Origin of the sequence: Pseudodesulfovibrio mercurii (assembly GCF_000189295.2) — a bacterium.
Taxonomy (GTDB): domain Bacteria; phylum Desulfobacterota; class Desulfovibrionia; order Desulfovibrionales; family Desulfovibrionaceae; genus Pseudodesulfovibrio; species Pseudodesulfovibrio mercurii.
In genome coordinates, this window is sequence record NC_016803.1 from 1,524,464 (window position 1) to 1,551,052 (window position 26,589).

Sequence of the window (26,589 nt, forward strand, 5' to 3'; positions counted from 1 at the left end):
CCTTGGTACGGTTACCAGCAAATGAGGATGGGGCTGGAGACCAGGCCCAGGACCTCGGTCAGGGGCGACTTGCGGTTGGACCTGCGGTCCATGTGGGCCACGATCATGCCGTAGTCGCCCAGGCTGCGGGCCGCGGTCTCGGGCGCGCCCAGCAGGGTGAAGGCGCGGGCCGGGGCGTGGCCGAGCTTGCCGAGGAGCTCCCGGCCCTCGGCCAGGAGCTCGTCCGGGTGCGGGTCCCGGTGCAGGTCGTCCATGGCGTAGGCGCACAGGTCGAAATCCACGGCCCGGGAGCCGAACAGGTGATGGAAGCGGCCCGCCAGGGAGTCCACGTCGGTCTTCTCGTCCAGGAGCAGGACCAGCCGGTCGGACTGGATCATGTTGCGCACCAGCAGGACCGGGCAGGGCATCTGGCGGTAGAGCTTGGAGCGCAGCCGCTTGCGGAAGGCCCCGGTGTTGAAGTTGGCCACCTCCCCTTCCACGAAGAAGTCGTAGCCGCCCAGGCGCAGCTCCTCGAGCAGGGTGTCCTCGCGGTCGCCCACGCGGACGATGGGGTTGGGCAGGATGAAGCAGTCGAGCTTCTCGCTGTTCAGGATGCGCTGCACCTCCTCAAGCCCGGCCTGACGCAGGCCCGACTCCCAGGAGCGGCGTATCCAGCCGGTCTCCGACGAGTGCGGCTTGTGGTCCGGCTCCTCCACGTGGACGGGCTGCACGGCGATGCCGAGCAGTTCCGCCTTCCGGCACAGGTATCGCAGGGCCACATTGGACGCCAACGTCATTTCCACGGGGACAAGGGCTTTCAGCATGTCCATGGGCGCACCTCGCTTGTTGTCTGGTTCATGGATTCCCTCCCTCACCGGCCGAGACGGATGTGTTCCTCGGCCTTCCTGATGACTTCCTGGATCTCGCCGAGCTTGAACGGCTTGGCCAGGAAGTCGAACACGCCCTTGCGCATGGACTCCTTGGCCGTGTCCATGGTGGCGAACCCGGTGATGACGATGACCTCGGTGCGCGGCGAGAGCGTCTTGACCTCGGCCAGGAACTGCATGCCGTCCACGCCCTCCATCTTGAGGTCGGTGACGACGATGTCGAAGGTCCGCTCGCGGATGCGGGCCATGGCTTTGGCGCTTTCGTAGAAGCTCTCCACCTCGTAGCCCCTCTTTTCCAGGGCGGGCTGCAACCGCTTGCTGACGATGGGTTCGTCGTCGAGAATGAGAATACTGGTCTTCGATGTGGCGGTCATGGTGCCAACCTCCAATGCTAATTGCCCACCGCCTCTTCGGCGATGTGTTCAAACTCCTGACAATGCTCGTAAATCACGGCGTCGCTGACCATGGAGACGTCCAACTGGCGGGTGTAGGCCACCAGCAGCCCGAGGATGCGCATGAGCCGTCCCAGGTCGCGGGCCATCCATCCCTTGGCCCGGGCCACCACCAGGTCGTCCTTGACGGTCACGGAGAAGTCAAAGCCGTTCAGGACCTCGGCCAGGAAGCGCGCCCTGCGCGACCGCCGGACCGCCCCGGTCACCCCGCCCGCAAAGCGGAACTGCACGCTGTTGCGCGAGTCGTCCTCGCTCCGGTAGCAGTCGATGAGCGTGAAGTGGTAACCGAGCTTCAGGCTCAGGTGCAGGTAACGGTCCGAGACCACGGCCAGGTTCTGGCCCATGCGCTTGACCCCGGCCGAGTCCGCCGAAAAGGTCCGGGTCATGCTCGACATGAAGCTCGAGAAGTCCACGGGCACGGGGCTGGACTGCCAGACCCCCTCGGAGGTCACGCCGTCGATGAAGGCGCGCAGGGTCTCGGAGCGGACCTGGTCCGGGCGGACGGTCCGCCTGCGGCTGGGCGTGTCCACGTCCCCGGCGCAGGACGCGTCCAGGCCGCCGCCGATGTCCAGGACCACCAGGTCCAGGGGCACCGGGAGCTCCAGCCGCCCGCCGGGACAGGCCTCCCCGGCCCCGGACGAAGTCGGCAGCTCGGTCAGGATCTCCACGGCCTTCTCGTGAATGAACCGGGCGATGTCGTGCATGGTCCGGCATCCCTGGGGCGTGAAGCCGCCGTCCTCGGGGTCCACCAGGTAGAGGGGCTCGATGAGCTTGAGCATGCGCCGCAACAGCCGGTACTCGTAGGTCTCCTCCATGCGGTCGCTCATGAAGTCGTGCAGGCGCAGCTCGCGGACCAGCCCCTGGTAGACGGTCTTCTGCTCGGCATCCAGGGTGATCACGTCGCCCTCCTTGAGGACCAGGGTGGCCCGGCTGACGTTGAGCAGGGCGGGCACCCGGTACTCGCGGGCGATGGTGGCCATGTGCCCGAGGGGCGAGCCGATGTCGGTGATGACACCCGAGGCCTTGGGCAGGACCGCGGCGTACTGGGGCGACGACAGGTGGGCCAGCAGGATGGCGCCCACGGGAAATTCCTCCAGGTCGCGCCCCTCCCAGGCCACGAAGACCGGGCCCGAGCCCACGCCCTGCTGGGCCACGTCGCCCTCGCCGCTGAGGAGCACCGGATACCCCTTGAGGACGTCGCTCAGGTCCGGGGAGTGCGGATCGTCGTACACCTCCATGCGCAGGGGCCGGGACTGGAGCACGATGAGCGCGCCGTCGCGGTCAAAGGCGAACTCCATGTCCTGGGGCTTCTTGAAATACTGTTCCAGGCGGATGGCCGTGTCCGCCAGCAGCCGGATCTCGGCGGGCGACAGGCTGGGCCGGTCGCGCAGGGAGGCTTCCACCTCCCCGGTGAACACGGACCCCTCGGGGCCGGGCAGCAGGGCCGTCTTCTTGTGGGCCACGCTCTCCCGGAGCAGGGCGTGGGCGGGCTCGCGCGAGACCAGGAAACGGTCCGCCTCGACCTCGCCCGCGACCACCGGGGAGCCGAGCCCCCAGGCGGCGGCGATCTCGATGCCGCTCTCGCCGGACCGGACCGGGGACAGGGAATAGACCACCCCGCTGGTCCGGGCCTCGACCATGGCCTGCACGGACACGGCCATGAAGACCTCGTCCGGCTTGAAGTCGTACTCGCGCCGGTACTCCATGGCCGCCGGGGAATAGGTGGAGGCCAGGACCTTGCGGTAGGCGTCGTGCAGGTCCTCGGGCCGGACGTTCAGGAAGCTGTCGTACTGCCCGGCGAAGGACAGGTCCCCGTCCTCGCCCCAGGCCGAACTGCGCACGGCCAGGCGCAGGGCGCCCTCCCCGGCTCCCCGGCGCAGGTTGTCGAGTTCGCGGCCCATGGCCCGGCGCACGCGCGGCGGGATGGACCCGGCCAGGATGCGCGAGCGGATCTTGCCCGAGGCCTCCTGCACGGTCATGGTCCCGTCGCGCCAGGCCCCCTCCAGCCCGACGATCTCCTCCTCGATGTCATTGAGTTCCATGAACAGCCGGTAGGCCGAGGTGGTCACCGCGAAACCGGGCGGCACGGCCCCGGCCGAGGCCTCGGCGATCATGGCCAGGCGGGTGGACTTGGCCCCTGCCGCGTCCATGTCCTTCAGGCGGATGTCCGCAAAGGCCATGGCCATGACGTCGGGCAGCACGGGCCTGCGCTCCATCTCGCTCTCCAGCTTGTGGCGGATGTCGCGGAAGATGGCGTACAGGCCGGGATACCGGCCCGGGGCCATGGCGTCGAAGGCGTCGATGAGCTCCCGGACCGTATCCACGATGAACTGCTTCGAGGTGCGCAGGTACTGCACGTCGAAGATGTAGTCCCCGCCCAGCTTGTCGTGCATGGAGGCGATGGCCGTGAGGATGCGGTTGTTCAACTCGAGCACCTGCTGGAACTGCCGGAACAGGGCGGCCAGGGACACGCGTTCCCTGCGCCGCCTGCGCAGCAGCCTGGTGCGGATGTGATCGAGCAAGCCGAACATGGCCGGTCCCCCCGCCCTAGTGGGCGCTCCCGCGTTCCTGGAAGACCACGCTCATGAACAGCCCGGCCAGGATGGCGATGATCACGGCGGCCACGCCGTAGAGCAGCGAATGATCGAAGGCCAGTTTGGCCAGGAAGGCGGGCAGGCCCACGAGCTTGGTGTGCAGCTCCTCGGCTGCCATGTCCACGATTTTGCCGTCCTTCACGGCCAGGACCTCGACCCGGTACACGCCCTGGTGCATGGCCGAGGGGATGGACAGCTCGGCCCGGAAGGAGCGCACGCCGCCCTCCTCGCCGGTGTACTGGACCACGCCGTTCTCCACCTCGTAGAAGCCGTCCTGCTCCATGAGCTTGATGAACTCGTCATAGATCCAGTCTTCGGTATCGCCCTTGACCGAGGCGAAGGCGAGGTCCGAGTGTTCCCAGTCGGCCTCGGACGCGCCGTCGGTGCCCATGAGGAAGACGTCGGGCACGCCCCGGATCTCCACGGCCCCGAGGTTCATCCACAGCAGGCCGAGCGCCTTGCCCTTCTTCTTGAAGGTCTTGTCGTGCGGCTCGCCGAGCAGGCGGATGACCGCGCTGGAGCCCTGGGGGACCGTGCCGGTGATGGTCACCCTGGTCCCGTTGAAGCCGGTGCCGATGGTCACCAGGTTGGGCCGCAGGGTCATCTTGACCGGGGTCTCGGCATGGACCGGAAGGGCCAGGAACAGGACGGCGGCAAGGGCCGCGCAAAGGGATGCGAACTTGGGCATGACTAGTGACCTCCGGCGATGGCCAGCAGCACGTCGGGCGTGACCAGCAGGTTGAGCAGCATCTTGACCATGACGGCCAGGACCAGGGTGGCCAGCAGGATCTTGAGCTGTTCGCCCTTGAGCTTGCGGCTGATGCGGGTGCCGAACTGCGCGCCCAGGGTGGAGCCGAGCAGGAGCAGGACCGCCAGGACGAAGTCCACGGTGTGGTTGGTGTAGGATTGCAGGATGGTCACGTTGATGCAGGTGAACAGGATCTGGAACAGGCTGGTGCCGACGACCACGTGCATGGGCATGCGCAGCAGGTAGACCATGATCGGGACCATGATGAAGCCGCCGCCCACGCCCATGATGGCCGCGAGCACGCCCACCAGGACGCCGAGGACCAGGGGCATGAGCATGGACAGGCGCACCCCGGACTTGACGAAGTCTGTCTGGAACGGGAGCTTCTCCATCATGACCGCGTAGCGCGATTTCCTGACCGGCCTGGCCGCGGCGCCCGGTTCGGGCTCCTTCTTGCGCAGGCTCTGCACGGACTCGATGAACATGTACGAGCCCACGCCACCGAGCATGAGCACGTAGGTGACGTTGATCAGGAAGTCGGCGTTGCCCATGGCCTTCAGGACCTTGATGACCTGGACGCCGCCGAAGCCGCCGAGCACGCCGCCGACGAGGAGCAGGATGCCCATCTTGAAGTCCACGTTGCCCAGCCGGTAGTGGGCCAGGCAGCCCGAGGTGGACGCGCCCACGATCTGGTTGGAATCCGAGGCCGCGGCCACGGTCGGCGGGATGCCGAACATGATCAGCAGCGGCGTCATCAGGAACCCGCCGCCGACACCGAAGATGCCGGACAGCAGGCCGACGAACCCTCCCAGGGCGAACACCAGGAACACGTTGACGCTGTTCCCGGCGATGGGAAGATACATATGAAACATCGATACTCCTCCACAGGTTGAAATCCTTCTGCCGGACCGGACCCGCCGGGTCCGTGCCGTAGGCGGTCCGCCTCGCCCCCTTCGGGAGGCGGATCACTTGCGCTTGCCGTGCGCGGACACCTTCTGCACCACCTCCACCTCGCAGCGGGTGGTGGTGTTCACCGCGTCAATCACCTTCATCAGCTTGGAATAGAGGGACTGGCGGCCAGACGGAGGGGCTCCGATGAAGAGCTTGGTCACGTTGTTCTCGCGAATGAACTTGGGGATCTCCTCCTCCATCCGCCCGCGGACCACGTAGTAATCGAGGCGGGCGCCCTCGGAGCGGCCTTCGGCCAGGATCGATTCCAGCCGCTTCTCGGGCGATCCGATCCACTCCCCGTCGTCCTCGATGCCGTCGAACTCCTCGTCCACCACCATGAGGATGGAGACGTTGACGGCCATGCGCCGGGTCAGTCCCATGGCGTAATAGGCGAGCCACAGGCTGGATTCCGATTTGTCCACTACGATCAGTACGTTCTTCATTGTTTCCTTCCGTCGGCACCCCCTTGAGCAAGGGCGGTGCCAGGACGGCGGCGGGCAGCAACATCTCAATATGTTGATATATATGTAATTTATTTTCCGTTGTGCGGCTTTGGACAGACTTTCGGCCCGATTCATGTTTCAAAATGAACAGCTGACCGGAAGACGGACGTCACCCGGCACGAACCGGAAGCTGTCCGGAAGCTTGCCTGATAACCTGCTTGAATATCATGCGATAATAGAATCATGCCCGCCCGGAGCGGGCGTGCGGAGGGCGAAAAACATGTTTCATTCTGAAATACCCATGGAGGACGACGGGTGCCCGAGACCGCTTTTCACGCGAATCGTGTTTCAAAATGAACAGGCGGTCCGGAGCGAGTCCGGAGGGTGGTCTGGGCTTGTGCGGATTTTCCCGAAAAAAATGGCCGGAGAGTCGTCTTTTCGAAGAAAGTCAGGGGCGCGCACACCGGACAGGGGCCGAGGCCCGGCATGGGGAAAGGTCAGGAAAACAGTGGGTTGCCGACGAAGCGGCGCATCTTCCGCCCGCGCACCGCGGACGGATCAGTCCTCGTCCCCGGCCAGGCCGAATTTCTTGAGCCGCCGCCACAGGGTGGTCCGGGGAATGCCCAGGATGGAGCTGGCCAGCCCCTTGTTGTGGCCGGTGGCCTCGAGCACGCGGAGGATGTGGCGCTTCTCGACCTCCTCCAGGGGGAGCAGGCCGGGGGTGCCCAGGTTGCTGAAGGTCAGGTTGAGCAGGTCTGGAGGCAGCTCGCGCAGGCCGATGACCTCGCCGTCGGCCAGGGCCACGGCGCGCTGGACGATGTTCTCCAGCTCGCGGACGTTGCCCGGATAGTTGTACTGGGTCAGGACCTCCATGGCCTGGGGCGAGATGGCGGTCACGTCCTTGCCGAACCGGGCGTTGAAGGCGGCCAGGAAATGGTTGGCCAGGAGCGGGATGTCCTCGCGCCGCTCGGCCAGGGTGGGCAGGTAGATGCGGACCACGTTGAGGCGGTAGAACAGGTCCTCGCGGAACCGCCCGGCGGCCATGGCCTCCTCCAGGTCGCGGTTGGTGGCCGCGATGATGCGGATGTCCAGGTCGATGGGCTGGGTACCGCCCACGCGCAGGATGCGCCGGTCCTGGATGACGTGGAGCAACTTGACCTGCATGTTCAGGGGCATCTCGCCGATCTCGTCCAGGAAGACCGTGCCGCCGTTGGCCGATTCGAGCAGGCCGATCTTGGTGGCCGTGGCCCCGGTGAAGGCCCCCTTCTCGTGGCCGAACAGCTCGCTGGAGATGAGTTCCTCGGTGAACCCGCCGCAGTTGAAGGAGACGAAGGTCTTGTTCCTGCGAGGCGAGAGGTCGTGAATGGCCTTGGCCGCGCGCTCCTTGCCCGTGCCCGTGTCGGCCTGGAGCAGGACCGTGCAGTTGACCGGCGCGACCTTGCGGATCATGGCGAAGACGTCGAGCATGGCCTGGCCGGCCCCGAGAAAGTCCTTGAGCGGCGGGGCCTCGTCCAGGGCCTCCCTGAGCCGCCGGTTCTCCGCGCGCAGTTCGAGCTTCTCCATGGCCTCCCGGGCCACGGTGCGGATCTCCTGGAGCCGGAAGGGCTTGACGATGTAGTTGGCCGCGCCCTTGGCCGTGGCCTCCACGGCCGAGGCGATGGACCCGTGGCCGGTGATGATCACGGCCTCCACGTTCTCGAACCCGGTCTTGACCGCCTCCAGGATCTCGATGCCGTCCATGTCCGGCAGCTTCAGGTCGATGAAGGCGAGCTGGAAGGGGTCCTCGGCCATGCGCGCCAGGAAATTGTGACCCAGCCCGAAGGTCTCCACCTCGAAGCCGAGCTTGCCGAGCGCCCTGCCGACCATCTTCGCGGCCTGGGCCTCGTCGTCGATGACCGCCGCCCGGAAGCGCATCACGCCGCCTCCTCGCCGGTCCCGGCGGCCGGGGCGGCTTCGTCGGCCAGCACGGGCAGACAGACGGTGAAAGTCGTGCCCACGCCCTCCTCGCTCTGCACGTCGATCCCCCCGCCGTGCTTCTTGAGGATGCCGTAGATGATGGACAGCCCAAGCCCCGTGCCCTTGCCCACGGGCTTGGTGGTGAAGAAGGGATCGAAGATGCGGCTCAGGGTGTCCCTGTCCATGCCGCAGCCGGTGTCGGACACGTCCACGCACAGCCGGTCGTGGTCCCTGCGGACCTTCACGCCCAGGGTGCCGCCCTTTTCCATGGCCTGGTCCGCGTTGAGAAAGAGGTTGATGAAGACCTGCTGGAGGTAGTGCATGTCGCCGTGGATGTCCGGCAGCCCCTCGGGCAGGTCGGCCTCCACCTTGATGCCGTTCAGGGAGAGCTGGTTGCCCACCAGCTTGAGGGTCTGGCGGATGACGTTGTTCATGCTCAGCCGGGCCAGGGGCCGCTCCTCCTCGCGCGAGAAGTCCAGAAGGTTGCGGACCACCTCCGAGGCCCGGCCGGTCTCGTTGATGATGTCGCCCAGAAGCTCGCGAACCTCGGCCTCGGGCAGGTCGTCCAACTCCTCCAGAAGCGTGTCGGCAGTCAGGGAGACGTTGTTCAGCGGGTTGTTCAGCTCGTGGGCGATGCCCGAGGTCAGGGTGCCGATGGAGACCAGCTTGCGGGCCTCGATGAGCTGCTCCTGGCGGTCGTCCAGCTGGGCGGCCATGGACTGGAAGGCGGAGCGCATCATCTCGGAGATGGGGTCCTGGCTGGTCAGGTGCTGGATGGCCTCGTAGTCCCCCTTGGCCACGCCCTCGGCGGCCCGCTGCACGTAGTCCAGGCGGTCCAGGATCTTGCGCGCCTGCCACAGGTAGACCGCGGTGATGGAGATGAGGATCAGGGACATGACCGCCAGGGGCATGAACAGGATGCGGTCCAGGGCGTCGTGGATGGCCTGCTTCTTGGTGGCCAGCAGGGACTGGGCCCCCTCCACCAGCCGGGTGCCGTGCTGCCGGGTGTCGTCGGCCACGGATCTGTCGCCGTTGGCCAGGGCGTGCAGCAGCGTGCGGTAGGCGGCAATGTCGTCGAGCAGGCCGTCGTAGACGTCCCGGCCCGCGATCTCCACGATCTTGGGCTGGAGCAGGGCCACGGTGTGCTCGGCGCGGTCCAGATAGACCAGGGCCTCGCCCAGGCTGCCCGGCTCGGGGTAGAACATGAAGTTCTTCTCGTAGCGCCGGGTCTCCAGGATGTCCGAGACCACGTCGTGGAACTCGTCCATGACGGTCAGCCGCTCGCGGAAGGCCACGATGTTCCACCAGTACATGCCCATGGTCAGGAGCATGAACAGGACAAAGGCGACGACCACCAGAAGGACCTTGATCTTCAACGACTGCATACCGGCTCCAAGGGTTTCCACAACACCCGGCGGGGCGTTCGGCCGCACGTGCGGGCCAAGGCTGCCGGGGACAACGGGTACTTTCGCCCCAAACGGTGCAAAAAATCAACTTCGCGCCACCCCCCCTCAAAATCCGGGTCATTCCGACCCGAGAAATTTCGGCGTTTGGGTCATAAGGAAACGTTAAGAACCCCCCGCCCGTACCCCTTTTCGGACCATTTCCCCCTCACGGAAAAATTCCTGCATTTTTCTCAACCGAGTGGTTTTGCACAGCTAGTATTATGCCCAAATCCTGCACAAAATAGGTCCGAAAGCCCCGCCCCGCAAGGGCTGGTCCCGGATTTGCTCATGGGAGGGCATGCGGTTCAATGCGTAAACCAACAGGAGGCTTCCGTGAGCACCATCAAGACAACGGACCAAGCATCGGTAGAAGAGACGGCCACCGATTACGTGGCGGTCCAGGAAGAAACGTTACCGTCAAAGGGCGAGGGCATCAGCCGACGCAAGATGCTCGGTTTCCTGGGCGTCCAGGTCGTGGCCGCCGGGACCCTGGCCGGCGTGGCCATGGCCGCCCCGAAGAATTTCAAGCCCGAAAACTACAACCGCGGGATATCCCCGGACCAGCTGCCCAACACCCGGGCCTGGCTGGTCTCCGACCCGACCACCTGCGTGGGCTGCCGGACCTGCGAGATCATCTGCTCGCTGGCCCACGACGACGTCTGCCGGCCCGCCCTGGCCCGCATCCACACCACCTACGATCCCCAGCACAAGCTGGTCAAGCTGGCGGTCATGCCCGACGTCTGCCGTCAGTGCAACATGGCCGACTGCTACCTGGCCTGCGAATACGACGCGCTGGTCCTGGACAAGAAGACCGGGGCCCGGATCATCGACCCGGCCAAGTGCCAGGGATGCGGCGAATGCTTCGCCGCCTGCCCCTACGACATGATCGTGGAGAACAAGGAGAAGAGCATCTTCTCCAAGTGCGACCTGTGCGGCGGCGACCCCATGTGCGTCAAGTTCTGCCCGGCTGACGCGCTGAAGTTCATCCAACTCGGCTAACCCACAAAGCAAGGAGACAGCACTATGTACGGATGGGCTGGACAAATATTGCGAATCAACCTGGACAACGGCTCCATCACCAAGGAAGACACGTCCAAGTACCTGGAATACACCGGCGGCATCGGCATCGGCTACAAGGTCATCTTTGACGAAGCGCCCCAGGCCGGACCCTTTGACCCCGAAAACCGGATCATCTTCGCGGTGGGCCCCATGACCGGTTCCCTGGCGCCCTCCACCGGGCGTTCCGAGGTCATCTCGATCTCACCCCACGTCTACGCGCCCAAGTCCAAGAAGCCCCTTGTCAGCCGCAGCGGTTTCGGCGGCTACTGGGGCGCGGAACTGAAGTTCGCCGGATACGACGCGGTGATCGTCCAGGGCAAGGCCAAGAAGCCCGTGTTCATCAACGTGGTCAACGACGAGGTGACCATCGAGGACGCCTCGGACATGTGGGGCAAGGACACCTTCGAGACCCAGGACATGATCAAGGCCAAGACCGGCGACGAGAAGACCCAGATCGCGGTCATCGGCCCCTCGGGCGAGCGGCTCGTGCGCATCGCCCCGATCCTGCACCGCATCGGCAACGCGGCGGGCCAGGGCGGCTTCGGCGCGGTCATGGGCTCCAAGAACCTCAAGGCCATCGCCGTGCGCGGCACCAGTGGCGTGCAGGTGGCGGACAAGAAGAACCTGATCAAGTACGTCAAGAGCGTGCGCGAGTTCCAGCCCGGCCCCCTGGGCTCCACCCCGCTGTCCACCGGCCCGCTCAGCTGGACCGAGAAGTACGTGGACCCCAAGGACATCAACAAGCAGGCCCTGCGCTTCGACCAGACCGAGAGCTGCGCGCCGTGGCTGAACAAGTACCACGTCAAGTCCCAGTCCTGCTATTCCTGCCCCCAGGGCTGCTACTCCTACATGAACGTGGACGGCATGGGCGGCGGCGCGGTCAGCTGCACCCAGTGGTTCTATTCCTGGATGGGCAACCGCGACAAGGCCACCTTCCTGGCGAACCAACTGGCCAACAAGCTCGGCGTGGACACCTTCGAGATGTTCCCCATGATCCAGTTCGTCTGGCACCTCCAGGACGAGAAGATCGACGGCAAGAGCCTGCTGCGCCTCCTCAATGAGAAGAAGCTGGTCAGCAACGAGATCCTGGCCGGCCTGGAACAGGGCCACTATCCGCCCGAGGGCGACCTGAGCACCGTGGGCCTCGAGACCCTGATGAACATGATCGCCTACCGCCAGGGCTTCCTGGGCGACGCCCTGGCCGAAGGGTTCCGCCGGGCAGTGGACATCGTCGCCGACAAGTTCACCGCCATGCACATGAAGGAAGCCGCCCAGAAGACCATGAACTTCGTGAACATGGAAGGCATCATGGGCGGCGTCGTGGGCGGCAACGGCGGCTGGGGCATGTCGGCCCACTACGACCCGCGCACCTTCGGCTACTACTGGGCGGTCAACTTCGCGGTGGAAAATCGCGATCCCAACCGCCACTCCATGACCAACCTGGTGGAGTGGACCGGCCTGTCCTTCGAACAGGCCATGCCCGTGGCCGTGCGGCACTGGGGCGAGGAGATCGCCGAGAACGGGCTCAACGACATCCACCGCAAGCGCGACGTGGCCCTGACCTGGAACGGCGAGAAGTCGGCCTACGCCAACGCCTACCTGGGTCAGTTCATCCACTACCGCGGCTGCATCAAGGACAGCATCACGGTCTGCGACTGGGTCTTCCCGATCATGACCAGCGGACGCAAGGACCGCGAGTACACCGGCGACATCTCCGTGGAGTACAAGCTCTTCGAACTGGTCACCGGCGAGAAGATGACCCAGAAGGCCCTGGACGACCGGGCCGCCCGCATCTGGGTCCTGCACCGGCTGCTGACCGCCATGGAATGGGGCGGAGGCAGGAAGGTCAACCTGCGTGAAGAGCACGACCAACTGCCCGATCACTTCTTCACGCCCGTGGAGACGCGCCTGCTGCCGAGCTATCCGCCGGCCGATCCGCCGCATCCCCCGCTGATCCGGGAGAACTTCGAGGCGGTCAAGGACGAGTACTACAAGCTGATGGAATGGGACCCGAAGACCGGCATGCCCACCCGGCGGCTCATGAAGCGCCTGGGCATGGACAAGGAACTGGCCAAGTTCGAGAAGGAGGCCTTCAAGCTGCCCGCGTAGCGACCGCAACCGTTCCTGGTCCACCTCCGTGACAGGGGCGTCCAGAGTCCCCGGTCCCCCCAAAGTCCTTCCCGGGGGGGCCGGGGCATATCCGGTTTTAACAGACCGCCCGCATGTTTTACGATAAGGAGAAAGGATGAAGGTACTGCTCCTGACCCCGCCCGCCCCCAGGCTGCGCAATCCGGCCACTGCCGAAGAGGACCTGCTGCCGCCCAAGACCTGGGTGCCCCTGGGCATCGCCTATCTGACCAGCGCCCTGCGAAACCAGGGCGTGGAGACCGTCTACCGCGACCTGCACGAGGAGTCCTGGCCGTCCGCTGCCGCCCTCATGCGCCGGGAACAGCCCGACGTGGTCGGCATCAGCTGCTTCACCCTGGGCCGGACCAACGCCCAGCGCCTGGCCGTCGAGGCGCGCCGCGTCCTGCCCGAGGCCCACGTGGTCATGGGCGGGCCGCACGCCACCTTCTTCCCCGGACACATGCTGGCCAACCCTGCCGTGGACACGGTGGTCCTGGGCGAAGGCGAGGAGACCATCGTGGAACTGGTCGCCCGTCTCGATGCGGGCGGCGACCTGAAGGACATCCCCGGCCTGGCCCTGCGCTCGGAGGACGGGATCTTCCTGACCCCGCCGAGGACGCGGACCACGGACCTGGACGGGCTGGCCTTCCCGGCCTACGACGCCTTCAACCTCGCCCAGTACAAGTCCCCGGAGATCCCGGAGCAATACCGCTCCCTGACCGGAACCCACCTGCTCAGCTCGCGCGGCTGCCCGTTCCACTGCGGCTTCTGCTCGGTGAACCGGTTCTTCGAGGGGCGCTGGGCCAGGCGCTCGCCGGGCAACGTGGCCGACGAGATCGAACGCCTCATCGAGGACCTGCACGTCCGCCACCTGTACTTCTCCGACGACCTGTTCACCCTGGACCGGGAGCGCGTCCTGGCCCTGTGCAAGGAGATCATCACGCGCAAGCTGCACTTCGTGTGGATGGCCGAGACCCGTGTGGACCTGGTGGACGAGGAGCTGCTCGGCTGGATGTACAAGGCCGGGTGCTACCGCATCTACTACGGGGTGGAGTCCGGCAGCCCGCGCGTGCTCAAGGCCGCCAACAAGGGATTCACCGTGGAGCAGGTCCGCCGGGCCTTCGCCCTGACCCACGAGGCGGCCATGGAGCCGTGCTGCTTCCTCATGGTCGGCAACCCCGGCGAGAACCCGGAGACCATCGGCGAGACCGTGGAGCTCATCCGCGAGATCCGCCCGGCGACAATGCCCATCATGGGCATCAACACTCTGCTCCCGGCGTCGGCCCAGTACGACCGTGCCAGGGAGGCCGGGCTGATCGACGACGACTACTGGCTCGGGACGGAACCGCCGCCGCCCTACACCCTGGAGCACGACGTGGACGACCTGATCTACCTGCAAATGCTCCTGACGCGGGGCATCGCCCCGGAGCTGTACGAGCAGATGCGCGCCATGGGCTTCGACGAGAAGTACTTCCTCATGCGTCGCATGGCCAAGGGGCTGTCCCACCGCGCCTAGGGGGCCGCCCCGAAGCAACACCGCGATCGAATACGCCAACCGCCCAAGGGGAAAGAAATTATTGCGGCAAGTGCCTTGATAGAGGATGCGCAAGACGATACAATCGAACCAAAGGACAATACCGTGGACATATTCAAGTTCGCTATTCCCGAAGTGATTTTCGGCCGGGGAAGCCTGCAATATGCCAGCATCTGCGCCAAACGCCTGGGGGCCTCCAAGATCTTCGTGGTCTCGGACCCAGGCGTGGAGGAGGCGGGCTGGGTGGAGGCTCTGCTGGACATCCTGCGCCAGGAAAATCTCGATTTCGTCTATTTCAACGACGTGGTGCCCAACCCGCGCGATTTCCAGGTCCACAACGGCGCGGAGCTCTACCGCCGGGAAGAGGCGGACGTGGTCATGGCCCTGGGCGGCGGCAGCCCCATGGACGCGGCCAAGGGCATCGCCCTGATCGTCAGCAACGGGGGCGTCATCGCCGACTACGAGGGGGCCAACATGGTCTCCCGACCCCTGCCCCCCATGGTCTTCATCCCCACCACCATGGGCAGCGAATCGAACATTTCGCAGTTCACGGTGGTCACGGACGTGGAGCGGCGGGTCAAGATGACCGTCATCAGCCGGACCCTGGTGCCGAACATCTCCATCACCGACCCCCTGCTCCTCGAGACCCTGAACCGGGACCAGATCATCCCGCCGCTGTTCGACTCCCTGGCCCACGCCGTGGAGTCCTACGTCTCGCCCATCGCCAACCCATTCACCGAGGCGTGGAGCCTCAAGGGGCTGGACCTGCTCATGCGGCACATCCGACCAGCCCTGGAACACCGCAGGCTGGAGGACCTCGAACAGCTGGCCATCGCGGGCACCTCGTCGGGCATGGCCTTCACCAACGCCAGCGTGGGGCTCGGCCACGCCCTGGCCCACGCCCTGGGCGGCATGCACGACGTGGTCCACGGCACGGCCCACTCCCTGCTCCTGCCCAGCGTCATGCGCTACAACCTGCCGGTCTGCGAGGCCAAGATGGCCAAGATCGGCGAGGTCATCACCGGTAAGCGGCTCAAGACCGACGAGGCCACGGCCCTGGCCGGCATCGAGGCCCTGGAGCAATTGCGAGGCGAGATCGGCATCCCCGGCCGCCTGCGCGAGATTCTGCCGGACCGGACCATGCTCCCTCAGGCGAGCCACAACGCGGTCAAGGACATCTGCCTACTGACCAACCCCCGGCCGGCGGACTGGAAGGACATCCTGAACATCTACTACGAGATGTGGTGACATGACCCAGGGAAACGGCGGCGACACCGGCGGCAATGCCCGGCTCGAAGACATCATCGGCATCGAGTCCATCAAGCTCGGGTTCTTCAAGGAAGTCCAGAAGACCATCAACGAGCTCAAGGCCTCGAACATCGAACTCGAGCAGAAGCGGCGCGACGTCCAGGACATCCTCAACGGCATCCCGGACGTGGTCGCCGTAGTCTCTCCGGACTACCGCGTGCTCTCGGTCAACAGCGCCTTTTCCGAGACCTACGGCAAGCGCGACCCCCTGGGGCTGCCCTGCTACAAGGTCTTCAAGAACTCGAAGCGGCCGTGCTCGCCCTGCCCCCTGGTCATGGCCAGGGAGGAGGGCCGCAAGGTCTGCCGCCAACTGCAGATCATGAACGTGGACGGCGAGAACCGGCAGATCGAGTGCTCGGCCGCGCTCATGCCCGGCACCGGGGACTCGCCGGGCAAGGTCCTGCTCCTGCACCGCGACGTGACCGTGGAGAAGCAGTACCAGGCCAAGTATTTCCAGGCCGAACGCATGGCCACCGTGGGCGTGCTGGCCGAAGGCGTGGCCCACGAGATCAACAACCCCCTGACCTCCATCCGGGGGTTCGCCGAGGCCCTGTACGGCCACCTGGACCGGCTGGGCGTCTGCCTCAAGGACGGCGAGCCGTGCACGGACCTGCTCGAAACCTTCGAGGAGTACCTGGACATAGTGCTCAAGGAGTGCAACCGCTGCTCCGAGATCGTCCACAACCTGCTCAGCTTCGGCCACCGCGACGTGCGCGCCATGTCCATCGTCAACATCAACAACATCATCCTCAACTGCCTGAAGCTGCTCCACCCCAGGCTGTCCATCCTGCCGTCCGGGATCATCAAGCTCGCCCTGTCCGAGGAGGAGCCCTGCGTCATGGGCCACCCCGGCGAACTGATGCAGGTGGCCCTGAACCTGATCCTCAACGCCCTGTACGAGGTGCGCGACATCGGGACCATCGACATCTCCACGCGGGTGAAGGGGAGGATGGTTCTGCTGCGGGTCTCGGACACGGGCGGCGGCTTCGCGCCCGAAGACGTGGACAAGCTCTTCGAGCCGTTCTTCACCACCAAACCGGCGGGCCAGGGGATCGGCATCGGCCTGTCCACCTGCTACAACATCATCATGAAGCACGGCGGCGAGATCACCGCCTCGAGCGAACCCGGCGAGGGCGCGGTCTTCGAGGTCATATTGCCCCTGCTTGAGGAATGAGCCCATGGCGAACACGGAGATCAACCGCGTCCTGGTGGTGGACGACGAGCCCTTCATCCGCAAGCTGGCCGAACGCGAGCTGGCCCTGCCCGGCCGGGAGGTGACCACCGCGGCCACGGCGGCCCAGGCCCAGCGCCTGGTCAAGCGGGGCGACTTCGACGTCATCCTGCTGGACGTCCGGCTGCCCGACGGCAACGGCAACCGGCTGCTGGAGCATTTCCGCGAGACCCTGCCCGACGTGGAGGTCATCATGATCACCGGCTACTCCGAGGTGGACAGCGCGGTGGAGGCCATGAAGGCCGGGGCCTACGACTACGTGACCAAGCCCTTTTCCCTGGACCGCATGAACCTGCTCATCGACCGGGCCTACCAGCGCCGGGTCATGCAGCGGGAGCTGCGCACCCTGCGCCGGGACAAGGGGGGCAAGCCTCGGCAGTGGTTCATCGGGACCTCGGCGCCCATGCGCGAGATCGCCTTCCTGGTGGACAAGGTCGCGCCCACGGACGCGCCCGTGCTCATCACCGGCGAGAGCGGCGTGGGCAAGAACGTCATCGTCAACGTTCTGCACGCCCGCAGCTCGCGGGCGAGCATGCCACTCATCGTCAAAAACTGCGGCGCCTTCAACAAGGAGCTGCTGCGCAGCGAGCTGTTCGGCTACTGCAAGGGCGCGTTCACCGGGGCCGAGACCACCCAGGAGGGCGTCCTGGCCCAGGCGGACAAGGGCACCCTGTTCTTCGACGAGGTGGGCGAGCTGCCCCTGGAGGTCCAGGCCATGCTCCTGCGCGTGTTCGAGTCCCAGCGGTACCGCCGCGTGGGCGACCGCGAGGAGCGCTCGGTGGACGTGCGCTTCCTGTTCGCCACCAACCGCGACCTGGCCGCGGAGGTGGAGGCTGGCCGCTTCCACGAGGCCCTGTACCACCGCCTCAACGTCTTCCGCATCGACATCCCGCCCCTGCGGGAACGCAAGGAGGACATCCCCATGCTCGTGGGGCACTTCCTGGAGAACCTCTACCCGGACCGGCCGCCCTACCGGCTGTCCAAGCGGGCCGGGGAGAGCATGATCGCCTACGACTGGCCGGGCAACGTCCGCGAACTGCGCAACGTCATCGAGCGGGGCATCATCCTGGCCGAGAACGACCTGATCACCACCAAGTGCCTGCCCTCGGACATAGCCCGCTCCCTGGACGAGGGCGAGTGCTGCGCCCCGCTGCCCACCCTGGACCAGCAGGAGAAGCGCTACATCCTCCGGGTCATGGAGCACGTGGGCCAGAACCGCACCCAGGCGGCACGCATCCTGGGCATCGGACGCAAGACCCTGTACCGCAAGCTGCGCGCCTTCGAGGAGAGCTAGGCCCCGGCGCGCAACCGCGCCCGTCGGTTCTCCGGGAGCGTCATCCGCTCCCGGAGAAGGGTTCCCTGCGCGCGGGGCGCGGCGCCGGGCTCCACGGGAGCCCGGGCCGGACCGCCGCCTCGGGACGGTCACAACCCCACGTTCTTGAGGTCTTCGCCGAGGTATTCCCGCTCGTTTTCCCCCAGGATGCCGAGGGAGAGGCAGATGAGCGTCCACAGGTGGACCACGGGGAACCCGGCCTCGTAATGTTCGCTCAGATCATGAATCTGAGAATGGCAGTTGTGGCACGGGGCGATGCAGTAGTCGGCCTTGGTCCTGAGGATCTGGTTCAGCTTGATCCTCCCGTAGGCCCGCCGCTCCTCGGCGAACCCGGATTGCAGGAACCCGCCCCCGCCGCCGCAACAATAGTTGTTCGACTTGTTCGGCCACATGTCGATGAAGTTCTCCTCGCCGACCACGGACCTGACCACGAAGCGCAGGTCCTCGGCCACGGGGTCGTGCAGGGACTTGCGGACCAGCTGGCAGGGGTCCTGGACCGTGAAGGTCACGCCCAGGTCCTTGTTCCAGTCCGAATTGACCGGCAGTTTCCCCTCGCGAATCCACCTGGCGTACAGGCGGATGATGGACTCCATCTCGAAGCTGTGTTCGACGTTGAACCGTTGCAGTCCGGCCCGGACCGCGTAGAATTCGTGTCCTCACTCCGTATTGAGCCAGACCTTGCACCCGAGGTCCTCGACCGCCGCGGCCTTGTTGCGGACCACCTTCTCCCAGGCCTCGTCGTCGGCCAGGAACATGCAGTAGTTTTCGGCGGCCCACCCCTTGGTGGAGTAGGTCCAGTCCGCGCCCACCAGGTTGAGGATCTTCCACAGCGGGACCATCTCGTCCGGCTCGGTGACCGGCTCGCGCGAGTTCTGGTTCAGGAAGTAGTAGGCCCCCTTGCGGTCGATGGAGACCTCGAGGTTCTCCATGCCCGGCTGGGTCTCGCGGACCTCTTCGAGCACGTCCTCGACCACGAACTTGAAGTCCTCGCTGGACGCGCCCATGGCGCTGTTGCCCGGCGTGGACAGGGCCTGCTCGCAGGAGCCGAGGATGCCCTTGGGGCGCTCCTCCCTGGGCCAGGACTGGCGGCAGTGGTAGACCAGCTGCGGGATGTCCACCTCCATGGGGCAGGCGTGGACGCAGCGCCGGCACATGGTGCACAGCCAGACCCACGGCGTGGACCGGATCTCCTCCTCCTGGCCGTAGAGGGCCAGGCGCAGGAATTTGCGAGGGTCCATGCCGTGCATGCCCGTGGCCGGGCAGCCCGAGGAACAGGCCCCGCAGGCCAGGCACATGTTCAGGTTGCCGCCCTCGGGCAGCAGTTCCTTGACCTTGTCCACCAATGCCGAGTGTTTCGGTTCGATCAGCAGTTGTGCCGCTTCGCCCATGGTTCACTCCTTTCGCGCATGGACGCCGCCGGACGTTCCCCGCGGCGCGCGTCGTTCCGGGGGCGACCGTCCGCCCCCGGAACCGGTTTCGTTTCAGCTCGGATCAGGCCAGGGCCTCGGCCTCGACCACCTGGCCGGTCTGGTCGTACATCAGGCCGCAGCGCAGGTCGAAGTGCCGGTTGACGCTCATGGTCGGACACGGCGCGTTCAGGGCCACCTGGGTCACGGTGGAGCCCAGGAAGGCCTTTTCGGGATCGCGTTCCTTGGAGTGGTGGGCCATGATCAGCAGGTCCGCGTCGCCCTGGCGGGCCGTGCGCAGGATCTCCATGGCCGGTTCACCCATCTCCGCCCGGAAGGCGCAGTCGGCGATGCCGTCGAGGCGCTTGCCGTAGGCGTCCTCCAGCCGGGCCGTGCATTCGCTGCGGCCCGGTCCACCGGGCTCGGCCACGTGCATGACCACCAGGTTGGCCTTGTACTGACGGGCCATCTGCCCGCCGTAGGACACGGCGCATTCGGCCTGGTCCGAGAAGTCCGTGGCGACCACGATGTTCGAGAACAGCGGCTCGCGGCAGGATATCTCCTTGTGAACGATCATGACCGGACAGCGGGCCCGCTGGCTGACGCGCTCGAGCGTGCTGCCGGCCATGCCCCACATCTTGGCCCGCTTCTCCTCGTATTCCTTGGTGTGCGGCCCCATGACGATGAGGTCCGAGTTCTTGGCCCGGGCCAGGCGCAGCAGTTCGTTGTGCGGGATGCCCGGCACGACCACGATCTGCGCGCTGGGGAGTTCCTTCAGGTATTCGTCGTACATCTCCCGGATCTTGTCCCCGAGCTGCTCGGTCTCGCCCGAGGGCGCGAGGTGTTCTATGGAGCCCCAGCCCTGTTCCATCCCGGCCACGTGGGTCAGGTAGAGCTTGGACTCGAACTTGACGGCGAACTCCACCGCCGCCTTGACCGCACAGGCATCGATGCCGGTGGGCGTGACGCCCACGATGATGTCCTTAAACATGACTAGCCCCCTTTCCTTTCTGGTTTATCCGTTCAAACCCGCCGTTTCTTCCTCGTTTTCCTCCGCCATGGGCGCGGGCTCGGCCCACGCCCTGGTTGCAATGTCCCGTCTGACCTTCGGCGTCATGGTCAGGTTGTCCGCCAGCCGCATGTCCCGCTCGGTCAGCCCCATGGCCAGCCCCATGAGCTGGGTCAGGTAGAGCACGGGCACGGGCGTGCCGCCCGCCTTGCGCACCCTGGCCTGGTAGGCCTCCAGGTTCATCTGGCAGAGCGGGCAGACCGTGACGATGGCGTCGGCCCCGGCCGCGTCGTTCAGGATCTCGGCCACGGAGCGGATGGCCACCTCGGGGTGGCCGACCATGAGCGAGGCCCCGCAGCAGCGGTTGGCCATGTCCCAGTGGTGGACTTCGCCGCCCATGGCCTCGATGAACGGCTCCATGGAGACCGGCCTGCCAGGCTCGTCGAAGACCGGGTAGGGGCGCAGGATCTGGCAGCCGTAGTAGGGCGCGACCCGCATGCCCTGAAGCCCGTCGGTGATCTTCTGCTCCACGATCTTGGCGCCCACGTCGTTCTTGAGCACGTCGAGCAGGTGGCGGACCTTCACGTCGCCCCGGTAGTGCAGGCCGGAGGCGGCCAGGACCTCGTTGACCCGGCCGTGCAGATGCCGGTCGCCGACCACCTCGCGGTTGACCTTGAACAGGTTGAGGTAGCAGGCCGAACACGGGGCGAGGACGTCCAGGCCGCCCAGTTCCTGCTCCGCGATGGCCAGGTTGCGCGCGGGCAGGACGTGGTTCATGAGCTTGCTGACCGGTTCGGCCGCGCTGGCCCCGCAGCAGGTCCAGTCCGGAATCTCGACCAGCTCGCAGCCGAGCCGCTCCAGGACCAGCCTCGTCGAGACGTCGAACTCGCGGGCGCTCTCGGTCAGCGAACATCCGGGATAATAGGCGTACTTCATGACAGTCCCTCCATCTCGCGGGCCTTGGCGAACAGGGGCCGGAGCACGTCGCCCCGCCCCTTGCCCGGCATGTGCACCTTGCCCTTGCCGAGCATGCGCACGCCCAGCGGCAGGTAGGAGAGCGGCAGCATGGGGTCGCGGGCCTTGAGGAAGTACCGCTGCATCATGCTCGTCTCCTGGACCCGGCCGTGGACCTCCACGTCGTCCATGAAGGCCCGGTAGAAGGCCAGGTTCCTGCGCGCGTGGGGGCCGTCCGCGATCCCGGCCAGCCGCTTCAGGGCGGCCATGGCCGAGGTCAGCTTGAGCCCGCGCGGGCAGCGCAGCGTGCACATGTAGCAGGCCGAGCACATCCAGAAGGTCTTGCTTTCCAGTATCTTGTCGAGCATGCCGAACTGGATCATCCGCCACATGGCCCTCGGGGTGATGTCCATGGCGTGCCAGTTGGGACAGGAGGCCGTGCAGGTGCCGCACTGCATGCACGCCCCCACGGTTTCCCTCAACTCCTTGAGCACCAGTTGGTCGGCCTCCGAGGCCGGGCTCCACGTTTCCCTGACAGCTCCGTTCATGATCCCTCACTCCTTGGCAATGTTGTTGCCCGGCCCTAGGCCGGTTCCTCCAGGGCCGCATCGATGACGGACAGCATCGGCCCGTCGTGGAACCCCTTGAGCACGGTGGCGCTGTTGGGGCAGACCGCGGCGCAGGCGCCGCACCCCTGGCAGAGAATCTCGTCCACGATGATCTTCTCCTCGGTGGTGTCCACGGCCCGGGCCCCGTAGGGACAAGCGCTGACGCAGGCCTGGCACAGGGAGCACAGGGAGTGGCGCACCGTGGCCACCACGGTCTCGCGGGGGATCTTCTCGGCGTTGAGGATGCGCAGGGCCCGCTGGGCCGCCGCCTTGGCCGTGGCCACGGTCTCGCGCATGCGCCGGGGACCCAGGGCGATGCCGCACATGTAGATGCCCTGCTTGAGGAAATCCACGGGCCGCCACTTGAAGTCCGCCTCGCGGTAGAAGCCGTGCTCGTCCACCTCCACGTCGAAGACCTCGAGCAGGTCCTCCACGTCGTTGGGCTCGATGCCGCTGGCCAGGGACAGGATGTCCGGACGCAGCTCCACCTGGCCCCGCAGGATCGGGTCGTACCCCCGGACCACGGGCCTGCCCTCCTCGAAGGTCACCTGGGGCACGGTCAGGTGGTCGTAGCGGATGAAGATGGCCCCCGCCTTGCGCGCCCTGGTGTAGTAGGTCTCCAGGAACCCCTGGGTCATGATGTCGCGGTAGAAGACGTAGATGGGCAGGTCCGGGTTGCGCTCCTTGAGGGCGAGCACGTTCTTGAGCATCTCCGGGCAGCAGACCTTGCTGCAATAGGTCCGGTCCTCGCCGTCGTTGCGCCAGCACTGGATCATGACCACCGAGGAGAGGGCCTTGGCGTCGAGCCGGCCGGTGGCCAGCTGCTCCTCCAGGGCCAGGTGGGTCATGACCGACTTGTGCACACACAGGCCGGACTCGTAGACCTTGGCCTCGTGCCCGCCCGTGGCCAGGATGGTCACCGCGTGCTCCAGGGGGAAGACCCCCCGCGGGCTGGCGATGGCCGAGCGGAAGTGGCCCGCGCTGCCCCTTGAGAGGACCACGCGCGAATCCTTGAAGACCTTGATGTTCGGGTGCTTCTCCACCTGGGCGATGAGCTCCTCCATGTAGGCGTGCGGGTCGGTGCCGTCCAGCTGGGTATGCAGCCGCATGGCCGTGCCGCCGAGCTCCTCCTCGGCCTCCACCAGGCAGACCCCGTAGCCCTGGTCCGCGATGGACATGGCGGCGACCATGCCCGCCAGGCCGCCGCCGACCACCAGGGCCGAGCGGACCACGTCCACGGTCACGGCCGGGCCGGACGGGTCCGCGCCCTGCAACCGGGCCACGGCCGTGGCCAGGGAGGCGTATATCTCGCGCTCCACGCGGCCGTCGCCGTCCCCGCCCACCGTGGCGGTGTAGATGTCCACCACGTCCATGAGCGCGGGGTTCAGGCCGATGGTCCGGCCCAGCTCCTTGAGCCTGGGGATGTAGGCGTAGGGCATGCACGCCCCGATGAGAATACGGTTGGGCTTGTACTCCAGGGCCGCCGCCTCGATGTCCTTCCAGCCCTGCGGGGTGCAGGCGCTGCCCACGCGCATGACCTTGCAGACCGAATGGACCCGCTGCATGCGCTCGGCCAGGTCGTCCAGGTCCACGGCCTGCTCCAGGGTCGGGCAGGAGGTGCAGACCGTGACCAGGGTCCGCGCCGGGTCCCTGGACACGTCCGGGTAGGACGGTTCGGGCTCGCCCTCGATGCCCGCCAGGACGTCGTAGGCCTTGATGATCCGCGAGGCGGCCTGGGCCGCGGCCCCGGCGTGGATGACCGACTCGGAGATGTCGCGGGGTTCGCCGAAGGCCCCGGCCGCGAACACGCCCACGCGACTGGTCCGCTCGGGCCGGTACGGCAGGGTGTCCACGAAGCCCCACTCGTTCAGGTCCACGCCCATGGTCAGGGCGAACTTGTCCGTGCCCCTGGGCGGCCGCGCCCCGGCGGCCAGGACGACCATGTCGAATTCCTCGGCAATCAGCTCGCCCGCGTCGTTCAGATATTCGAGCTTCAGCCCCTTGCCGTCGTCGGCGGCCAGGACCGTGTGCGGACGGCTGCGCACGAAGCGCACGCCGTGCTTCTTCTCGGCATCGACCCGGTAGCGCTGGTACTCCTTGCCCGAGGTGCGCATGTCCATGTAGAAGATGGTCGCATCCAGGCCCTCGCCCGCGACCTTCTTGGCCAGCAGGGCCTCCTTGATGGAGAACATGCAGCAGATGCCGGAACAGAAGTCCGCATGCTTGTGCACGTCGCGCGAGCCCACGCATTGCAGCCAGGCGATGCGTCTGACCGGCTCGCCGTCGGATCGTTGCAGCCTGCCGCCCGTGGGCCCGGTGCCCGAGAGCAGCCGCTCGAACTCCACGGCGGTGAGCACGCCCGGATGGGCGTAGGCCCAGACGTCCGCCCCGCCCTCGGGGTCCATGTCCGGGGTGTAGCAGTCGAAGCCCCCGGCCAGGACCACGGCCCCGACCTCGAGCTTGACCGTGGAGTCCGAGAGGATGCGCACGTAGAGCTTGTCGAGCCAGGGCACGAAGCGCTTCCGCCTCAGCGGCTTGACCAGGTATTCGCGCGCGCCCTGCATGACCAGGTCCGCGGCCGCCTCCTCGCTCCCCGGATCGGCCAGGACGACCACGGGCAGGTCGGGCCTGAGCTCCCTGGCGCGGGTCAGGACCCGTTCCGCATCCATGTCGTTCAGCCCCATGCCCAGCAGGAGCAGCCCCACGGGCTCCTCCGAGGCGAGCCGGTCCACGGCCTCGCGTCCGCTCTGCGCGAAGTGCAGCGGGAAGTTCTGCTCCTTGAGCTCCGCCTCCATCATCGCCTTCACGTCCGGGTCGCGGTCGGCCACCAGGATGTGGAAGTCCCTGCGATCCTCGAACTTGAAGTCGATGGCCCCGGTGGGGCAGGCCTCGTGGCACTTCCAGCAGCGGATGCAGTTGTCCAGGTCCAGCACGTAGTGGTTGGGGATGGCGTAGGGCACGGGCAGGTGCACGGCCGTGCGCTCGGTCAGCCCGGCGTTGAACTCGCTGGGCACGCGCACCGGGCAGACCTCGGCGCACCGGCCGCAGCTGATGCACTTGGCCGGGTCGATGAGCGTGGACTTGCGCTTGAGGGAGAGCAGGAACTTGCCCGGTTCGCCCTCCAGGGTCTCCACCTCGGTGGACAGCATGAGGTCGATGTTGTCGTGGAACAGCCCCTTGCGCAGACAGTACTGGCTGGAGGAGTCGCGCGACATCAGCGGGAGCATGCGGCACATGCCGCAGTGGTCCGTGGGGAACTGGTGGTCCAGCTGGGCGAGTATCCCGCCGTGGCTGGGCCTGCGGTCGATGAGGGCCACCTTGTGCCCGGTGACGGCCAGGTCCAGGGCCGCGCGGATGCCGCCGATGCCCGCTCCGACCACCAATGCGCCGTATTGCTTTCTCATTTTGTCCTCCAATGAATCAGGCCATGTGCGAAACCGCGTCCTGGAACTCGTCTTCCTTGAAGACCGACAGCGGCGGGGCCTCGTCCAGGCTGCGGCCCGGCACGTAGTCGAAACTCTCCTGGGTGCGCGCGGCCACGGTGCGGAACAGCTCCATGACCGGGATGTCGTTGGGGCAGGCGTTGGAACACTGGCCGCAGCCCACGCAGGCCATGGACATGTGGGCCATGCGCGTGAGGTGGTAGAAGACCGTGTCCGTGGGCATCTTCAGCGAGCCCTTGCGCTTGGCCCAGCCCATGTACTGCCACGGCTTGTGCTCGAACACGTCGGTGTTGAAGACGCACTCCTTGCAGTAGCAGACCGGGCAGGCCACCCGGCAGTTGTAGCAGTTGACGCAGGAGGCCAGGTACTCGGCCAGGTCGGTCAGGGTGCCGGTGACCGCCCGGGTGCGCTCGAACATCTCGTCCCGGTTGGCGGTGCGCACCTCGATCATGGCCTTGAGCGCCTCGTCGCGGCCGCCGCCCGCCTCGGCCTCGGGCAGCCCCAGGCTGAGGAGCAGGGACTCGCCGCGCGGGCTGGAGGCCGTGACCGGAATGTGCCCGGACAGGTCCGCCCCGGCCAGGCCGAGGACGATGTCCGCGTTCTCCGGGGCCGGATGCTCGCAGGCCCGGCAGGCCGAGGCGATGTCCGCCCCGCCGTTGCCCACCTGCCTGTGGAAGTCCATGGTGGCCTCGAAGGGATCGCGGTCGCCCAGAAACGCCTTGTACCCGGTGTTGTCGAAGGCCCCCATGCAGTCCAGGCCGACCAGGATGATGTCGTCGATGGAACCCTGGTTGAGCTTGACCAGCTCCACGAAGGCGCGGATTTCGCACGGCCGCAGGACCGCGGCGATGCGCTCGCCCGACTGCCCTCTGGTGAGCCGGGCCAGGAGCTTGGCGCTGTTCATGGGAAATGCCGGGGCCAGCGGGTCCGCTCCGGAGAGCTGCTCCGGGTCCGTGACCAGGGTCGGCATGGGGATGCCCTTGCCGAACAGGTGCATGGGCACCAGCACCCCGCCGATGCTCTCGTTCTCCATCAGGCCGCGCAGGAACCCCTGCACCGCCGCAATCGGGTTGCCCCCGTCGATCTGGATCTTCGCCGTGGTTGCCATAGCTCGCCTCCCGC

At 66.5% G+C, this 26,589-nt stretch carries 20 protein-coding genes; 6 read left to right on the forward strand and 14 right to left on the reverse strand.

What is annotated here, in order from left to right; all coding sequences use genetic code 11:
* Positions 1-11 precede the first annotated feature (11 nt).
* From DND132_RS06955 to DND132_RS06990, 8 genes are all read right to left on the reverse strand, one after another.
* Complete coding sequence (locus tag DND132_RS06955) at positions 12-809, reverse strand: universal stress protein (RefSeq protein WP_014322008.1); 798 nt, start codon at positions 807-809, stop codon at positions 12-14.
* Between the two features lie 41 nt (positions 810-850).
* On the reverse strand, positions 851-1,240 hold the full coding sequence (locus DND132_RS06960; RefSeq protein ID WP_014322009.1) for a response regulator: 390 nt from the start codon (positions 1,238-1,240) through the stop codon (positions 851-853).
* A 17-nt stretch (positions 1,241-1,257) separates the two neighbouring features.
* On the reverse strand, positions 1,258-3,849 hold the full coding sequence (locus DND132_RS06965) for a PEP/pyruvate-binding domain-containing protein (RefSeq protein WP_014322010.1): 2,592 nt from the start codon (positions 3,847-3,849) through the stop codon (positions 1,258-1,260).
* A gap of 16 nt (positions 3,850-3,865) precedes the next feature.
* Complete coding sequence (locus DND132_RS06970; RefSeq protein WP_014322011.1) at positions 3,866-4,600, reverse strand: TIGR02186 family protein; 735 nt, start codon at positions 4,598-4,600, stop codon at positions 3,866-3,868.
* A 2-nt stretch (positions 4,601-4,602) separates the two neighbouring features.
* Entirely contained in the window at positions 4,603-5,532 is a 930-nt protein-coding gene (locus tag DND132_RS06975; RefSeq protein ID WP_014322012.1) for a sulfite exporter TauE/SafE family protein, read from the reverse strand.
* Between the two features lie 93 nt (positions 5,533-5,625).
* A complete protein-coding gene (locus tag DND132_RS06980) occupies positions 5,626-6,054 on the reverse strand; it encodes a universal stress protein (protein WP_014322013.1) in 429 nt (142 codons plus the stop codon).
* 558 nt (positions 6,055-6,612) lie between these two features.
* On the reverse strand, positions 6,613-7,968 hold the full coding sequence (locus DND132_RS06985) for a sigma-54-dependent transcriptional regulator (RefSeq protein WP_014322014.1): 1,356 nt from the start codon (positions 7,966-7,968) through the stop codon (positions 6,613-6,615).
* Positions 7,968-9,395 carry a sensor histidine kinase gene (locus DND132_RS06990; RefSeq protein ID WP_014322015.1) on the reverse strand — a complete coding sequence of 476 codons (1,428 nt, stop codon included), beginning with the start codon at positions 9,393-9,395 and terminating at the stop codon, positions 7,968-7,970. The genes DND132_RS06985 and DND132_RS06990 overlap by 1 nt, the downstream gene beginning before the upstream one ends.
* A gap of 393 nt (positions 9,396-9,788) precedes the next feature.
* On the opposite strand from DND132_RS06990, the gene DND132_RS17570 reads away from it, so the two are divergent.
* From DND132_RS17570 to DND132_RS07020, 6 genes are all read left to right on the forward strand, one after another.
* On the forward strand, positions 9,789-10,454 hold the full coding sequence (locus tag DND132_RS17570; protein WP_014322016.1) for a 4Fe-4S dicluster domain-containing protein: 666 nt from the start codon (positions 9,789-9,791) through the stop codon (positions 10,452-10,454).
* A 48-nt stretch (positions 10,455-10,502) separates the two neighbouring features.
* Positions 10,503-12,623: an aldehyde ferredoxin oxidoreductase N-terminal domain-containing protein gene (locus tag DND132_RS17575; protein WP_050813955.1), complete on the forward strand. Its 2,121-nt coding sequence runs from the start codon at positions 10,503-10,505 to the stop codon at positions 12,621-12,623.
* A gap of 136 nt (positions 12,624-12,759) precedes the next feature.
* Entirely contained in the window at positions 12,760-14,157 is a 1,398-nt protein-coding gene (locus tag DND132_RS07005) for a B12-binding domain-containing radical SAM protein (RefSeq protein WP_014322018.1), read from the forward strand.
* A gap of 123 nt (positions 14,158-14,280) precedes the next feature.
* Entirely contained in the window at positions 14,281-15,423 is a 1,143-nt protein-coding gene (locus DND132_RS07010; RefSeq protein WP_014322019.1) for an iron-containing alcohol dehydrogenase, read from the forward strand.
* 1 nt (position 15,424) lies between these two features.
* Positions 15,425-16,657, forward strand: a complete 1,233-nt coding sequence (locus tag DND132_RS07015) for a two-component system sensor histidine kinase NtrB (protein WP_014322020.1) — start codon at positions 15,425-15,427, stop codon at positions 16,655-16,657.
* Between the two features lie 4 nt (positions 16,658-16,661).
* Positions 16,662-18,008 carry a sigma-54-dependent transcriptional regulator gene (locus DND132_RS07020; protein WP_014322021.1) on the forward strand — a complete coding sequence of 449 codons (1,347 nt, stop codon included), beginning with the start codon at positions 16,662-16,664 and terminating at the stop codon, positions 18,006-18,008.
* Positions 18,009-18,136: 128 nt separating this feature from the next.
* Here DND132_RS07020 and DND132_RS17970 read toward each other — a convergent pair whose 3' ends face one another.
* The 6 genes from DND132_RS17970 to DND132_RS07055 form a co-directional block, all read right to left on the reverse strand.
* Entirely contained in the window at positions 18,137-19,435 is a 1,299-nt protein-coding gene (locus DND132_RS17970) for a (Fe-S)-binding protein (protein WP_014322022.1), read from the reverse strand.
* Positions 19,436-19,538: 103 nt separating this feature from the next.
* Positions 19,539-20,444 carry a universal stress protein gene (locus tag DND132_RS07035; protein ID WP_014322023.1) on the reverse strand — a complete coding sequence of 302 codons (906 nt, stop codon included), beginning with the start codon at positions 20,442-20,444 and terminating at the stop codon, positions 19,539-19,541.
* Positions 20,445-20,468: 24 nt separating this feature from the next.
* Positions 20,469-21,398: a CoB--CoM heterodisulfide reductase iron-sulfur subunit B family protein gene (locus tag DND132_RS07040; protein WP_014322024.1), complete on the reverse strand. Its 930-nt coding sequence runs from the start codon at positions 21,396-21,398 to the stop codon at positions 20,469-20,471.
* Positions 21,395-21,964, reverse strand: coding sequence for a 4Fe-4S dicluster domain-containing protein (locus DND132_RS07045; RefSeq protein ID WP_014322025.1), 570 nt, complete (start codon positions 21,962-21,964; stop codon positions 21,395-21,397). Before DND132_RS07045 ends, DND132_RS07040 begins: the two co-directional genes overlap by 4 nt.
* Before the next feature lie 35 nt (positions 21,965-21,999).
* Positions 22,000-25,428 (reverse strand): 4Fe-4S binding protein, encoded by a 3,429-nt coding sequence (locus tag DND132_RS07050; RefSeq protein ID WP_014322026.1) that lies wholly within the window; start codon positions 25,426-25,428, stop codon positions 22,000-22,002.
* Positions 25,429-25,444: 16 nt separating this feature from the next.
* Positions 25,445-26,575 carry a Coenzyme F420 hydrogenase/dehydrogenase, beta subunit C-terminal domain gene (locus tag DND132_RS07055; protein ID WP_014322027.1) on the reverse strand — a complete coding sequence of 377 codons (1,131 nt, stop codon included), beginning with the start codon at positions 26,573-26,575 and terminating at the stop codon, positions 25,445-25,447.
* Positions 26,576-26,589 lie beyond the last annotated feature (14 nt).